Genomic DNA, 12,913 nt, shown 5'->3' with positions numbered 1-12,913 from the left:
CGCGGAAGCGGTGCTCAGCAGCGGTCCAGGATCTTCTTCAGCGCCGCCTTCTCGGCGGCGTCGGCCGTCAGTCCGTACACGTGTTTCACCGACACCCACATCCGGGCGTACGTGCAGTGGTACGAGGTCTTCGGCGGCAGCCACTTGGCCGGGTCCTTGTCGCCCTTCTCCTGGTTCACGTTGTCGGTGACGGCGATCAGCTGCGAGTGGGTGAGGTCGTTGGCCAGTTCCTTGCGGCGCTCGGTCGTCCACTTCGAGGCGCCGGACTTCCACGCCTCGGACAGCGGGACGACGTGGTCGATGTCCACGTCGGACGCCTTGTTCCACACGCCGTCGTCGTAGGCCGACTTCCAGGTGCCGCTGACCGAGGCGCACTTGCCGTCGGTCTGCACGTTCTCGCCGTCCCGCTTGAGCACGACCTCGCGGGTGTTGCAGTTCTTGCCCTGGTCGGACCAGTGCGGGAACTTGTCGCGGCTGTAGCCGTCCTGCGAGCCCTGGGGCGCTTCCTTGATCTGGGCGAGGTACGTACGGGCCGTGGCGGCGTCCGGCGGGGTGGGCGGCGCGGCCTGGGCGCTCTGGGTGCCGAGCACCAGCGTGCAGGCGAGGGCGGCGGCGGATCCGGCGGCGAGCGATACGCGACGCGCGTAGACCTTGGGCATGCGAACTCCCTGTCAGTGGGGGAAGTCGAGGTGCGGGACGGAGCCCATGGTGGCGCCGTGGGGTTACCACCGGACGGGTTCCAGGTAACAGAGTGACGACATGCCCACGTCAGTTCAAGGGGTTGACGTGACGTCACCCGCCCCCGGCGGTCCGGGATGTGGCTCGCGCGGGCGCGTGCGCCCCTCCCGGAGCGCCGGCCTCCGCCGTGGCGTACCGGGCACGCGCTCGCGCCGCCGCCCTACAGTGAGCGCGTGCTGCTGCCGGTCAACGCCACCCTCGGGGTCGTTCTCGCCGTCCTGCTGGCCGCCGCCGTGGCCGCCGCCGCGCTCGCCCGCCTCGGCCACGCGCGGGCCGTCGCCCTCGCCGGCCTGCGCGCCGCCCTCCAGCTCGCCGCCGTCTCGTACCTCATCGGCTGGGTCGTCCGGGCCGTGCCCTGGCTGCTCTGCTTCCTCGTGCTGATGTTCACGGTCGCCGTACGGACCGCGGGCCGCCGCCTCACCCCGAACCGCACCTGGTGGTGGGCGGCGGTCCCCTCGCCGCCGGGGTCGTGCCGGTCGTCGGCGCCCTGCTGCTCACCGGCCTGGTCCCGCCGCGCGGCATCAGCCTCATCCCCGTCACGGGCATCCTCATCGGCGGCGCCCTCACCGCCACCGTCCTGGGCGGACGGCGGGCCCTGGACGAGCTGGACGCGCGGCACGGGGAGGTGGAGGCGGGGCTGGCGCTCGGCCTGCCCGACCGGGAGGCCCGTATGGAGGTCGCCCGTCCGGCCGCGTCCGACGCGCTGCTGCCGGGCCTGGACCAGACCCGCACCGTGGGACTCGTCACGCTTCCCGGGGCTTTCGTCGGCATGCTGCTGGGCGGCGCGTCACCCGTCCAGGCGGGCGCCGTGCAGATGTTCGTCCTGGTGGCGCTGCTCGCCGTCCAGGCGGTGGCCGTGGCGGTGGTGCTGGAGCTGGTGGCCCGCGGGCGGCTGCACCGCGTACCCTTGGCCGCAGCAGAAGGGGAGTAGCTCTTCGCCGGACCGTCGACATACTGCCCGCCCGTCGGCCGTCACCGCCCAGGTGACAGGCCGCCCGCGGTGGGCCGGCGCCCGGAGCGTGGCAGGGGACCGGTGTCCCTGCCGCGCCAGCGAGACCTTCGGCCGCAGTGTTTGCGCACACGAAACGTGTGCGCAAGAGACGCTGCCGTGCCGAAGCGACCCCTTTTCCGGGCCCCTCGGTGCGGCCCGACCGATCGAGGTAAGACACCCCGTGTTCAGTTTCACCGTCGCCGCCGTCGTCTTCGGCGTCGTTTTCCTGGCCGAGCTGCCGGACAAGACCGCCCTCGCCGGGCTGATGCTCGGCACCCGCTACCGCGCTTCGTACGTGTTCGCCGGCGTCGCCGCGGCCTTCGCCGTGCACGTCGCGCTCGCCATCGCCGCAGGCAGCGTGCTGTCCCTGCTGCCGCACCGCCTCGTGCAGGCGGTCGTCGGCGTGCTCTTCCTCGCGGGCGCGGCCGTGCTGCTCTTCAAGAAGGACGAGGACGAGGAAGAGGTCAAGAAGCCCGCCGACCAGAGCTTCTGGAAGGTCTCCGGGGCGGGCTTCATGATGATCCTGGTCGCCGAGTTCGGCGATCTGACCCAGATCATGACCGCGAACCTCGCCGCCCGCTACGACGACCCGGTCTCGGTGGGCGTCGGCGCGGTGCTGGCCCTGTGGGCGGTGGCCGGCCTGGGCATCCTCGGCGGCCGTACGCTCATGAAGTACGTACCGCTCAAGCTGATCACGAAGGTGGCGGCGGCGGTGATGGTGCTGCTCGCGGCGTTCAGCCTCTACGAGGCGATCGTGGGCTGAGTACGGGCACGGGCGGGTGGCGCCACCGGCGGCGGCGCCCGCCCCGGCCGGTTCAGCTCTCGATGTGCAGCGCGATCGAGCCGTCGGCCAGCGCCTCGACCCGGACCTGCTCCAGGTCGCGTACGTGGGCGTCGGGGCCGAAGGCCGCGGCCCGCTCGCCGACGCCGACCACGCGCATCCCCGCCGCGCGCCCGGCCGCGATGCCGGCCTCGGAGTCCTCGAAGACCACGCAGTCCTCGGGCGCGTACCCCAGCTCGGCCGCGCCCTTGAGGAAGCCCTCGGGGTCCGGCTTGCTGGCGCTGACCGACTCGGCGGTGATCCGTACGGCCGGCATCGGCAGCCCGGCCGCGCCCATGCGGGCGTCGGAGAGGGCGATGTCGGCGGAGGTCACGAGCGCGTGCGGGAGCCGGGCGAGGGCGGCCATGAAGGCGGGCGCGCCGGGCACCGGGACGACGCCGTCCACGTCGGCGGTCTCCTGCTCCAGCATCCGCCGGTTGTCCGCGTGGTTGAGCTCCATCGGGCGGTCGGGGAGCAGGGCGGCCATCGTGGCCCAGCCCTGCCGGCCGTGCACCACCTTGAGCGCCTCGTCCGCGTCGAGCCCCTGCTCGGCGGCCCAGCGGCGCCAGCAGCGCTCGACCACGGCCTCGGAGTTCACGATCGTGCTGTCCATGTCCAGCAGCAGGGCGCGGGCTATGAGCGGGGTGGTTGCCGGCATCGGCGGGCTCCTGGGCGCTGAGGAAAGAGTCAAGCGGCTCCGCCCGCCGGTCAGGGAGTGCGGGCGGAACCACTTTGTTCCTACACGATACAAAGAGCCTCCGCGAGAGGCCAACCGCCCCCTGGTGAGGCCGGTGCGTCCCGGCTCACGGTTCGACCGTACGGGCCTCCGCTCACGGTTCGACCGTACGGGCCTCCAGTGACCGCCGGGTCTGCACCCCGTAGACACCGGCCGGGTCCTGCCGCAGCCCGTGGAAGCGCTGGAACGCGGCGACGGCGTCGCGTACGGCGACGTCGAAACGGCCGTCCTCCGGGCCCGGGTACACCGCCACCTGCTCCAGCCGCCGTTGCAGTTCCAGGACCTCCGGTCCGCTGGCCCCCTCCCGCAGCACCATCGGCCCTTCCGGCGGGCTGCTCGGCGCCCGGCTCTCCGGAGCGCTGGTGATGCTGCCGGACGCGGTGGCCGTACGCGGGGCCGACGATGGGCCGGGCGTCGGGGACGAGGTACGGGACGGGCCGGCGGACGGCTGGGCCCTGGTCACCCGCTGCGGCGCCGGTGTGGGAACGGCCGACGGCGGCGCGGCGCGGCGCCCCGGGCCGCCGCCCACCGGGCCGCCGTCGCCGCTGCCCGGGGTGCGGGCGGCGCTGGGCATGTGCCGGTGGTTGTCGGGCAGCGCGCGGTCCTGGTCCGCGTCGTTCAGCAGCGCGCCGCTGAGCAGCACCGCGCCCGCGGCCAGGCCCGCCGCGGAGACCGCCATGGCGGCCAGAGCTGCTTGCTTCTTACGGCGCCGGGAGGCCGCGTACGTGTCGGATTCGGTGTCAGTGCCGGTGCTGATGTGGGCGCGGGCGGGGGCGTGGGAGCCGGCGGGGGCGTCGGCCTTGGCCTCGGCGCCGGTGTGGGAGGCGGCGCAGGTGTCGGCCGGTGAACCGGCGCGCGGGCCGGTCTGTGCCCCCGTCCGCCCTCCGGAGCGCAGGCCCGCGCGTGCCCCGGCGCGCGCGCCCGACCGGGAGCCGGCCGGCGGCACCGTACGGGAGCCGAAGCGCGGCGCGGGACGCGGGTCGGGGCGCATGGCTTCCACCGTCGGGCCCGCCGCCGTACCGGTGGTTTCCGCCCCGTCCGGCAGCTGCACGTACGGGCGTACCCGCAGCGGATCGAAGTCCTCGGCGCCGGCCGCCTCGCACAGGCACCTCGGCCGGCCGTCGTCACGCGTGGGTGCCGAGCAGTGCGGGCAGGACTGAGCCGTCACGAGCGTTCCCCCTCCTGAACCTCTCGATCGGTCAGTGATTATCCCGGTCTGGCCCCTTCCTGCACAGGGAGCCTTCGGGCACCACCGGGCCCCACGGCTCCCAGCAGGCCGTATCCCGCCGAAACGATCAGGATGGAACCGAAGCCCGGCCCCGGCCCCGCACGACCGGCCCGTTCGACCGGGCCCGCACAACCCGCCCGCACGACCCGTACGCCCCACCCGTACACCCACCCGCCCCGAACACCCCGCCCGCCCCGCACGAAGAGAGAGACGCACATGGCGCAGGACACCGGTGCTCCGGCCGCCCCCGGCGAGGGGCAGTCCCGGCGGACGGTCCTCGTCGCGATCGGCGCGCTGCTGCTCGGCCTGCTCATCGCGGCACTCGACCAGACCATCGTCGCCACCGCGCTGCCCACCATCGTCAGCGACCTCGGCGGCCTGGACCACCTGTCCTGGGTGGTCACCGCGTACCTGCTGGCCTCGACCGCCGCGACCCCGCTCTGGGGCAAGCTCGGCGACCAGTACGGGCGCAAGCGGCTGTTCCAGACCGCCATCGTGATCTTCCTGATCGGATCCGTGCTGTGCGGCATCGCGCAGGACATGCCGCAGCTGATCGCGTTCCGCGCCGTCCAGGGGCTGGGCGGCGGCGGTCTGATCGTGCTGTCGATGGCGATCGTCGGTGACATCGTGCCGCCCCGCGACCGCGGCCGCTACCAGGGCCTGTTCGGCGCGGTCTTCGGCGCGACGAGTGTGCTCGGGCCGCTGCTCGGCGGCCTGTTCGTGGACCACCTCAGCTGGCGCTGGGTCTTCTACGTCAACCTGCCCATCGGGATCGTCGCGCTGGCCGTGATCGCCGCCGTGCTGCGCATCCCGGTCCGCCGCACCCCGCACCGCATCGACTACCTCGGCACCTTCCTGATCGCCGCGGTCGCCGCCTGCTTCGTCCTGATGACCTCGCTCGGCGGCGTCAGCTACGACTGGGGCTCCTGGCAGATCATCGGCCTCGGAGTGCTCGGCCTGGTCCTGCTGGCCGTGTTCGTCGCCGTCGAGCGGCGGGCCGCCGAACCGGTCCTGCCGCTGCGCCTGTTCCGCCTGCGCTCCTTCACCCTCACCGCGGTCATCGGCTTCGTCATCGGCTTCGCGATGTTCGGCTCGATGACCTACCTGCCGACCTTCCTCCAGGTGGTGCAGGGCGTCTCGCCGACCATGTCCGGGGTGCACATGCTGCCGATGGTCGTCGGCATGCTGCTGTCCTCGACCGGCTCCGGACAGCTCGTCAGCCGTACCGGGCACTACAAGGTCTTCCCCGTCGCCGGCACCGCCGTCACGGCCGTCGGCCTGCTGCTCCTGCACCAGCTCGGCCCGTCCAGCAGCACCACCGTGATGAGCCTGTACTTCTTCGTCTTCGGCTTCGGGCTCGGGCTGGTCATGCAGGTCCTCGTCCTCATCGTGCAGAACGCCGTCGACTACCAGGACCTCGGTGTCGCCACCTCGGGCGCCACCTTCTTCCGTTCGATCGGCTCCTCCTTCGGCGTCTCCGTCTTCGGCACGATCTTCGCCAACAAGCTGGGGCCCCGGATCGCCGACGCCCTCGCGGGCAAGCAGCTGCCGCCCGGCACCGACCCGTCGAAGATCGCCGAGGATCCGCGTACGGTCGGACAGCTGCCCCCGACGCCGCGGCCGGCGTGCTCGACGCCTACTCGACCTCGATCACCGACGTCTTCCTCTACGCGGCCCCGGTCGTCCTCATCGCCTTCGTGCTGGCCTGGTTCCTGCGCGAGGAGCCGCTGCGCCGGGGCGTCACCGCGCCCGACACCTCCGAGGTGCTGTCCTCGAATCCCGTACACCGTTCCTCGTACGACGAGGTCTGCCGCGCACTGTCCAGACTGGGCAGCCTGGAGGGCCGCAAGGCGGTCTACGAGCGGATCACCGAAAAGGCCGGGCTGGACCTCGCACCCGCGGCGAGCTGGATGCTGCTGCGCATCAACCGCTTCGGGTCGGTGGAGCCCGCGCTGCTCTCCGAGCGCAGCATCGTGCCGTTCCGGGTGATCGGCGCTGCCACCCGGCAGATCGAGGAGCGCGGCCTGGCCGTACGGGAGGGGCTGCCGCTGGTCCTCACCGACAAGGGCCGCGCGGTCGCGGAACGGCTGGCCGCCGCGCGCCGCGCGTCGCTGGCCGAACTGCTCGGCGACTGGTGGACCGAGGACCGGCCGACCGACCTCACGGAGCTGGTCGACGAGCTGACGGCGGAACTGTGCGGCTCGGACGCGGAGAGCCCGCACCAGGACGACACCCGCGGACGGGACGACACCCGCAGACGGTGGCCGCCGACGGGGCGCTGAGCAGAGTCTCGCGCATGGCCCCGCCCCGGGGCATCGGCCTCAACGTCCCGCGGCCGGCCCCGCCGCCACCGCCTTCTCGAAGAACACCTCCGCGTACCGGTCCTCCTTGTACGCGGGAATCTCCTCGTACCCGTACGCCCGGTACAGCGCGACCGCCTCGGTCAGATCCCGCCGGGTGTCCAACCGCAGCCGTTCGGCGCCCAGTTCCGCCGCATGCCGCTCGACGGCGCGCATCAGCACGCCCGCCGCGCCCCGGCCGCGCCAGGGCTCGCGGACGAACACCCGCTTCAGCTCCGCCGTACGCCCGCCGTCGATGAGCAGCAGCCCGGCGCACCCGACGGCCTCACCGGCCTGCCGGGCGATGACCAACACGCCGCCCGGCGCCACCAGTTGCCCGGTCGGATACTCCGCCACGCCCTCGTCGATCTCCTCGGACGTGATCCGCGGCTGGCCGCGCAGGACGTGGTACCGCTGTGCGACCTCGGTGTAGTACTCGCGGAACAGGGCGGTGGCGGCGGGCGAGTCGTCGGGCTCCGTCGAGAGGTGCCAGGTCCCGGGCCGGTGCCTGGTGGCGGCGTCAGTCATGGCGGCATTGTGCCGGTACGGGCGGGGTCGCCGCCTCCGGATAAGTTCGCGCGACGCCCCGCCGGGCCGGGCGGTGGCGCCCGCCGGGCCGGGCGGTGGCGCCCGCCGGGCCGGGCGGTGGCGCCCGCCGGGCCGGACCGCGCGCCTCAAGGGGCCGTCAGCAGCCGGGGTTTGGCGTCCGGCGGCGTGGCTACCCGATCCGTATGTCCCTCACCTTGATCATCGTCCCTGTGGTGGCGCTTCTGGTGATCGCCGCTCTCGTCCTCATGGCACGCGCCAAGGTCGCCCGCAGTGGCAGCAGAGGCCTGCGGCGCCGCTTCGGCCCGGAGTACGAACGGGCCGTCGCCGTGCACGACGGCGACACCGCGGCCGCCGAACGCGAACTCAACCAGCGGCTGGACCGCCACGGCGCGTTCCGCCCGACCCCGCTGACCGCCGAACTGCGCCTCCAGTACGAGGAGCGGTGGGAGGCCGTACAGCGGCAGTTCGTCGACGAGCCGGAACAGGCCGTCGTCGAGGCCGACCTGCTGATCGGCCGGCTCGCCCGCGAGCGCGGCTACCCCGCGGACACCTACGACGAGCAGACCGACGCGCTCTCCGTCCACCACGCGCAGGGCGTCCACGACTACCGCAAGGCCCACGAGACCGCCGTACGCGCCCGGAACAACCGGCCCGAGAACGCCGCCGGTACCGAGGAACTGCGCGCCGCCGTGGTGCACGCGCGCGCCCTGTTCACCGAACTCCTCGAAGCCGGTACGGGCCGCTCCGCCTCGCACGGCCACCGTGACCACGGCCCCCGGAACCACGGCCCGCGCGGCCACGGCCGCGGCGGCACGGCGCACGGCCGCACCGACCCGGCCCGCGACGGCTACGACGGTCACGACCCGTCGGCCGCCCGGTCCGGCCCCCAGCACCACGAGACCACCGCCCGGCGGCTCGGCGACCGGCTGCGTTCCCCCTGGACGCACGGCCGCGGCCACGGGCACGACACTGCGGAAGGCGGTGCGCGATGAGCACCTACGACGAACGCGGTACCGGTCCCGTCGAGACGCCCGGCGAGCGCGCGGCGAGCGAAGGCATGCCGCCCCCGGAGCGCGGAGCCGCGGCGTACGAGGGCGACCGCGGCGCGCAGCAGCCGACCGCACCGCCGCCCACCACCACGTCGGGCGCCACCGAGTCCGTACCGGGCGTGTACGCGGGCCTGCCCGGCACCGAGACCGACTACCCGGCGGGAACGCCCGGCGGCCCCGGCACACCGGGCACTCCTGCCTCGTCCACCCCGGGCTCGTCCACCCCGGGCTCGTCCACGCATGGCGAAAGCTTCGGCCGGGAGGCGGGCGCCCCCGAACCCCTGCTCCCCTCCGACGCCCGGGAGAAGCTGCGGCAGCGGCTCGACCACGCCGTCAACGGCTTCGTCGACCGCCCCCGTGAGGCCGTGCAGGAGGCCGACGGCATCTACGAAGAGCTGGCCGCCCTCCTGCCGGAGGCCCTGGCCGCCCGCCGCCGCGCGTTGCACTCGTCCTGGGAGCAGGGCAACACCGACACCGAACAACTCCGTGTCGCCCTGCGCCACTACCGGGAAACCGCCCAGCGCCTGCTCGACTTCTGAGCCGCCGCCCGCACCCCGGCAACCCGGCGGCTCAGCCCTGTTCCTTCGGCCCGGCCTGCTGCACCACCTCGAACGACCAGAGCGTGGACCCGGATGCGGCGGGCTTGGGCCGCTCGCCGCCTTCCGTGCCGCCGCCCTGGTGCGCGGCCTTCATCGGGCCCTCCATCCAGGCCTGGAACGACTCCTCGTCGCGCCACCGCGTGTAGACGAGGTACTGGTCGGTGCCCTCGACCGGGCGCAGCAGCTCGAACCACTCGAAGCCGTCCGACGACTCGACGGAACCGGCCCGCGCGCCGAAGCGCTTCTCCAGGACCTCCCGCTGTTCGGCGGGAACGGTCAGCACATTGATCTTCACGATGCTCATACCGAACATCGTGCCCCATACCGTCCGGCGGGTGGAGGCCAGGGCCGGTCGGCGGGCCGTCCGGGGCCGGGATCAGCCGTGCAGCTTCAGACCCTTGATCACCTTGTCGACCAGCTTGCGGGGGCCGTGGACCGCCACGCCGACCAGGTCGAGGTCGTCGGCGGCGACGGCGCGGACGACCGCGCGGTTGTCGTCGTCGTTGCCGGTGGTGAACATGTCCGCGGTGTACAGCGCGGTGGGCAGCTCCCGGGAGAGGGCGCGGGCGCGGGTGCGGGCCAGGCCGGCGGAGTCGGCGGCGAAGCACAGGACCGGTTCGCGGAGCAGGGCCAGGTAGTCGTTGGCCGAGGCGTCCTCGTAGCGCTTGCCCATGATGTCGTCGGCGGCATGCGCCACGCCGCTCGCCAGGAAGGCCGTCACATTCAGTTTCTGCCAGGTGGCGAGGTCTTCACGGACCACGAGGGCGGTCTTCGTGGGGAAGCGTCCGGCGGTCTCGGCCGGTGCTTCGGCGGACGGGCCGGCAGCGGACGGGGCGGCCGTCAGGTCGGCAGGGGTTCCGGCGGCCAGGTCGGTGCTCATGTGACGAGTCTGGTCCGGGTGGGGAGCGCTGTATTGAACGCTGGTGCGCCCCGGGGCGGGCCGGCCGCTCCCGAGTGCCGCAGCTCGGCCGGTTGCGTCACTTCCGTTGTCGGTGGGTGGGGTTAGCGTCGGAGTATGTCGAACTCAGAAGCGGGACAGGAGTCGTCGGGGACACCGCGGGCGGCGCGGCGGGTCAGCAGGCCGGCGCGGCCGACGGGCTGGAAGCGGCTTGCCCTGCGCGCTCCGATCCACCTCTACCGGCTCGGTCTCGGTGGTCTCTTCGGCAAGCGGCTGCTGCTTCTGGAGCATCTCGGCCGTACGTCGGGCAAGACCCGGCGCGTCGTCCTGGAGGTGGTGTCGTACGACCGGCAGGCCCGTACCTGGACCCTGGCGTCCGGCTTCGGCCCGGGCGCGCAGTGGTACCGCAACCTCCGGTCGCAGCCCAGGGCCACCATCCAGGTGGGCCGCAGGCGGTGTGCCGTGATCGCGCACTTCCTCCCCGCCGAGGAGGGCGGCCGGATCATGGCGCGGTACGCGCCGAAGCACCCGAAGGCGGCCCGGCAGTTGACGGCGTACATGGGCTTCGAGGTCGACGGCACGGCGGAGGGCTACCGGCAGGCGGGGGAGAACATACCGTTCGTACGGCTCGTGGAGCAGTGACCTGAAGGGGTTCAACGGGGCGGCGGCGCGGCGGTGACGGCCGTGTCCGCTGTTGGGGTTGCAGCCGCCGGGGCGCCGGAGTGTGGCCGGGCCGGGACGGAGGTTTCCCGCCAGCATGGCGGCCGGGGCGTGCGAGGGCGCGGCCCGGTGACGAAAGGGAACCTCTTGTACTCCATGCGGAAGTTCACCCGTGCCGTGGCGGTGTCGGTGTCCGCGGCCGGCGCCGTCCTGGCGGCCGTACCCGCCGCGTCGGCCTGTCCCGCGCACGACCGTGCGGCGGGCGGTGACAGCTGCCGCTTCGCCTACACCAGCTTCTTCCCCTCGCCGTCCGGCGCGACCACGGGTGACGGGCTGTACGCGCACGGCCGGAAGGACCCGACGGGGCGCACCTGCGACAACGGCGGGTGGGTGGGCCCGAACCGCCCGAGCGACACCTGAGGTACGGGCCCCACGGGCACGTGAGAACGCCTGTGCGCGAGGACGGTCTCGTCCTCGCGCACAGGCGTTGTCCGATGTACGGGGCGGGGGCTCGCGCCACCGGCCGTATCAGGCAGGCGACTCCGCTGTCACCCGTCGCTTGCCCGATGCGGCCTTGGAACCCGAGCCCGCAGCGCCGGCCCGGCGCAGCGCGCGTGCCTCCGAATGCGTCTCGACCGCCGGGGGCGACCCTGGCAGCGGCTTGCCCGCGCTCTCCGACATCAGCAGGACCGCGATCCCGCCGACCACGGCGGCGGCCATCATGTAGAACGCGGGCATCATGTTGTTGCCCGTGGCGCCGATCAGCGCGGTCACCACCAGCGGAGTCGTACCGCCGAAGATGGAGACCGAGACGTTGAAGCCGATGGACAGCGAGCCGTAGCGCACCTTCGTCGGGAACAGCGCGGGCAGCGTGGACGGCATGGTGGACGTGAAGCACACCAGCAGCAGGCCGAGGACGGCCATGCCCAGTGCGATGCCGGCCAGCGAACCCTGCCGGATCAGCAGCAGCGACGGCACGGACAGCACCAGGAAGCCGACACAGCCGGTCGCGATGATCGGGCGGCGCCCGAAGCGGTCGGTGAGCCGGCCCGCGAAGGGCTGCACGCACATCATCACGACCATGACCGCCAGTACGACCAGGAGTCCGTGCGTCTCGTCGTACTTCAGCTCCGAGGTCAGGTAGCTGGGCATGTACGACAGCAGCATGTAGTCGGTGACGTTGAAGACCAGGACCAGGCCGACGCAGAGCAGCATCGGGCGCCACTGGCCGAAGATCATCTCGCGCAGGCCGATCCGCTTCTCGGCCTCCCGGCGCTCCTTCTCCTTGGACCGCGCCTCCTTCTCCAGCTGCGCGAAGGCGGGGGTCTCCTCCAGCCGCATCCGCAGGTAGAGGCCGATGACGCCCATCGGGCCCGCGACCAGGAACGGGATGCGCCAGCCCCAGGAGAGCAGGGCGTCGTGGTCGTGACGGAAGAGGTAGGTCAGCAGCGTGACCAGGCCGGCGCCGCCGACGTAACCGGCGAGGGTGCCGAACTCCAGCCAGCTGCCCATGAAGCCGCGCTTCTTGTCGGGCGCGTACTCGGCGATGAAGGTGGAGGCGCCGCCGTACTCGCCGCCGGTCGAGAAGCCCTGGATCAGCCGGGCGACCAGCAGGAGGATCGGTGCCCCGACGCCGATGGAGGCGTACGAGGGGATCAGGCCGATCGCGAAGGTGCCCGCCGACATCATGATCATGGTGATGGCGAGGATCTTCTGGCGGCCGATACGGTCGCCGAGCGGCCCGAAGACCATGCCGCCGATGGGGCGGACGAGGAAGGCCGCGGCGAAGGTACCGAACGTCGACAGCAACTGCGCGGTCGGGTTGCCGGACGGGAAGAAGACCTGTCCGAGCGTGACCGCGATGTAGCTGTAGACGCCGAAGTCGAACCATTCCATCGCGTTGCCGACGGCGGCTGCCGAGACGGCCCGCTTGACCATGGACGGATCGACGACGGTGACGTCGCCGCTGCCCTGCCCCCGCTTCTCCGGTTTCTCCGGCTTCGCCGGGTCGGGTACGGGACCACCGGTACGGGTCCGCGGTGCGACGGGTGACTGCGTCGGCACGTGCTCGCTCGCCTGCGCTCTCTGGGACGACTGCATGGAAGACCCGCGCTGGCGGGTCGGGCCCGCCATGGCGTGACGGGCAAAGAACGACCATAGGGGCAGAGCGGCTCATCACGGACAGTGAGCGTATGACGGCGCAACAGCGCGGATCCCTGCTCCTGGCAGGGAAGGAAGCGCCCCGAGGGTCCTTATCCGGCCTTTATGAATGTGATCCATCTCGCCAGGATCACCGCAACCGAATT

Annotated in this window: 12 protein-coding genes and 2 pseudogenes; 7 read left to right on the top strand and 7 right to left on the bottom strand. The window is 72.8% G+C overall.

The genetic code is table 11. The features are described from left to right. Positions 1–14: 14 nt before the first annotated feature. On the bottom strand, positions 15–659 hold the full coding sequence (locus tag ACEXOX_RS16330; RefSeq protein ID WP_406521457.1) for an HNH endonuclease family protein: 645 nt from the start codon (positions 657–659) through the stop codon (positions 15–17). Between the two features lie 252 nt (positions 660–911). Between ACEXOX_RS16330 and ACEXOX_RS16325 the strand changes: the two are divergent. Next, positions 912–1,669, top strand: a pseudogene (locus tag ACEXOX_RS16325) (ABC transporter permease). A 241-nt stretch (positions 1,670–1,910) separates the two neighbouring features. Continuing rightward, positions 1,911–2,492, top strand: coding sequence for a TMEM165/GDT1 family protein (locus ACEXOX_RS16320; RefSeq protein WP_030024383.1), 582 nt, complete (start codon positions 1,911–1,913; stop codon positions 2,490–2,492). Positions 2,493–2,544: 52 nt separating this feature from the next. Here the strand turns inward: ACEXOX_RS16320 and ACEXOX_RS16315 are convergent, their stop codons facing one another. Both ACEXOX_RS16315 and ACEXOX_RS16310 read right to left on the bottom strand, forming a co-directional pair. Beyond that, on the bottom strand, positions 2,545–3,207 hold the full coding sequence (locus ACEXOX_RS16315; RefSeq protein WP_406521455.1) for an HAD-IA family hydrolase: 663 nt from the start codon (positions 3,205–3,207) through the stop codon (positions 2,545–2,547). Positions 3,208–3,379: 172 nt separating this feature from the next. Then, positions 3,380–4,453, bottom strand: coding sequence for a peptidoglycan-binding protein (locus ACEXOX_RS16310; protein WP_406521454.1), 1,074 nt, complete (start codon positions 4,451–4,453; stop codon positions 3,380–3,382). Between the two features lie 276 nt (positions 4,454–4,729). Here ACEXOX_RS16310 and ACEXOX_RS16305 point away from each other — a divergent pair. Further along, positions 4,730–6,795: pseudogene (locus ACEXOX_RS16305) on the top strand (MDR family MFS transporter). Positions 6,796–6,834: 39 nt separating this feature from the next. On the opposite strand, the gene ACEXOX_RS16300 reads toward ACEXOX_RS16305, so the two are convergent. After that, complete coding sequence (locus ACEXOX_RS16300) at positions 6,835–7,380, bottom strand: GNAT family N-acetyltransferase (protein ID WP_406521453.1); 546 nt, start codon at positions 7,378–7,380, stop codon at positions 6,835–6,837. Between the two features lie 203 nt (positions 7,381–7,583). On the opposite strand from ACEXOX_RS16300, the gene ACEXOX_RS16295 reads away from it, so the two are divergent. Further along, a complete protein-coding gene (locus ACEXOX_RS16295) occupies positions 7,584–8,393 on the top strand; it encodes a hypothetical protein (RefSeq protein WP_406521451.1) in 810 nt (269 codons plus the stop codon). Next, positions 8,390–8,989 carry a hypothetical protein gene (locus tag ACEXOX_RS16290; RefSeq protein ID WP_406521449.1) on the top strand — a complete coding sequence of 200 codons (600 nt, stop codon included), beginning with the start codon at positions 8,390–8,392 and terminating at the stop codon, positions 8,987–8,989. Before ACEXOX_RS16295 ends, ACEXOX_RS16290 begins: the two co-directional genes overlap by 4 nt. Before the next feature lie 31 nt (positions 8,990–9,020). Here ACEXOX_RS16290 and ACEXOX_RS16285 read toward each other — a convergent pair whose 3' ends face one another. Both ACEXOX_RS16285 and ACEXOX_RS16280 read right to left on the bottom strand, forming a co-directional pair. Then, on the bottom strand, positions 9,021–9,353 hold the full coding sequence (locus tag ACEXOX_RS16285; RefSeq protein ID WP_406521448.1) for an antibiotic biosynthesis monooxygenase family protein: 333 nt from the start codon (positions 9,351–9,353) through the stop codon (positions 9,021–9,023). Between the two features lie 72 nt (positions 9,354–9,425). Then, positions 9,426–9,929 carry a DUF2000 family protein gene (locus ACEXOX_RS16280; protein ID WP_406521447.1) on the bottom strand — a complete coding sequence of 168 codons (504 nt, stop codon included), beginning with the start codon at positions 9,927–9,929 and terminating at the stop codon, positions 9,426–9,428. Between the two features lie 135 nt (positions 9,930–10,064). Here ACEXOX_RS16280 and ACEXOX_RS16275 point away from each other — a divergent pair, with 135 nt between their 5' ends. Both ACEXOX_RS16275 and ACEXOX_RS16270 read left to right on the top strand, forming a co-directional pair. Further along, positions 10,065–10,589 carry a nitroreductase family deazaflavin-dependent oxidoreductase gene (locus tag ACEXOX_RS16275; RefSeq protein WP_406521446.1) on the top strand — a complete coding sequence of 175 codons (525 nt, stop codon included), beginning with the start codon at positions 10,065–10,067 and terminating at the stop codon, positions 10,587–10,589. A 174-nt stretch (positions 10,590–10,763) separates the two neighbouring features. Continuing rightward, complete coding sequence (locus ACEXOX_RS16270) at positions 10,764–11,027, top strand: hypothetical protein (protein WP_406521445.1); 264 nt, start codon at positions 10,764–10,766, stop codon at positions 11,025–11,027. A 108-nt stretch (positions 11,028–11,135) separates the two neighbouring features. Here the strand turns inward: ACEXOX_RS16270 and proP are convergent, their stop codons facing one another. Then, positions 11,136–12,671 carry a glycine betaine/L-proline transporter ProP gene (proP, locus tag ACEXOX_RS16265; RefSeq protein ID WP_406521443.1) on the bottom strand — a complete coding sequence of 512 codons (1,536 nt, stop codon included), beginning with the start codon at positions 12,669–12,671 and terminating at the stop codon, positions 11,136–11,138. Positions 12,672–12,913: the final 242 nt, after the last annotated feature.

Origin of the sequence: Streptomyces sp. Ac-502 (assembly GCF_045222935.1) — a bacterium.
Lineage (GTDB): Bacteria > Actinomycetota > Actinomycetes > Streptomycetales > Streptomycetaceae > Streptomyces > Streptomyces monomycini.
This window is presented reverse-complemented; position numbering and strand designations above follow the sequence as displayed.

Coding starts and splice junctions, on each gene's coding strand:
- ACEXOX_RS16270 (WP_406521445.1), top strand. CDS start 10,764: ATGCGGAAGTTCACCCGTGCCGTGGCGGTGTCGGTGTCCGCGGCCGGC.
- ACEXOX_RS16315 (WP_406521455.1), bottom strand. CDS start 3,207: ATGCCGGCAACCACCCCGCTCATAGCCCGCGCCCTGCTGCTGGACATG.
- ACEXOX_RS16330 (WP_406521457.1), bottom strand. CDS start 659: ATGCCCAAGGTCTACGCGCGTCGCGTATCGCTCGCCGCCGGATCCGCC.
- ACEXOX_RS16295 (WP_406521451.1), top strand. CDS start 7,584: ATGTCCCTCACCTTGATCATCGTCCCTGTGGTGGCGCTTCTGGTGATC.
- ACEXOX_RS16285 (WP_406521448.1), bottom strand. CDS start 9,353: ATGAGCATCGTGAAGATCAATGTGCTGACCGTTCCCGCCGAACAGCGG.
- ACEXOX_RS16280 (WP_406521447.1), bottom strand. CDS start 9,929: ATGAGCACCGACCTGGCCGCCGGAACCCCTGCCGACCTGACGGCCGCC.
- ACEXOX_RS16300 (WP_406521453.1), bottom strand. CDS start 7,380: ATGACTGACGCCGCCACCAGGCACCGGCCCGGGACCTGGCACCTCTCG.
- ACEXOX_RS16275 (WP_406521446.1), top strand. CDS start 10,065: ATGTCGAACTCAGAAGCGGGACAGGAGTCGTCGGGGACACCGCGGGCG.
- ACEXOX_RS16290 (WP_406521449.1), top strand. CDS start 8,390: ATGAGCACCTACGACGAACGCGGTACCGGTCCCGTCGAGACGCCCGGC.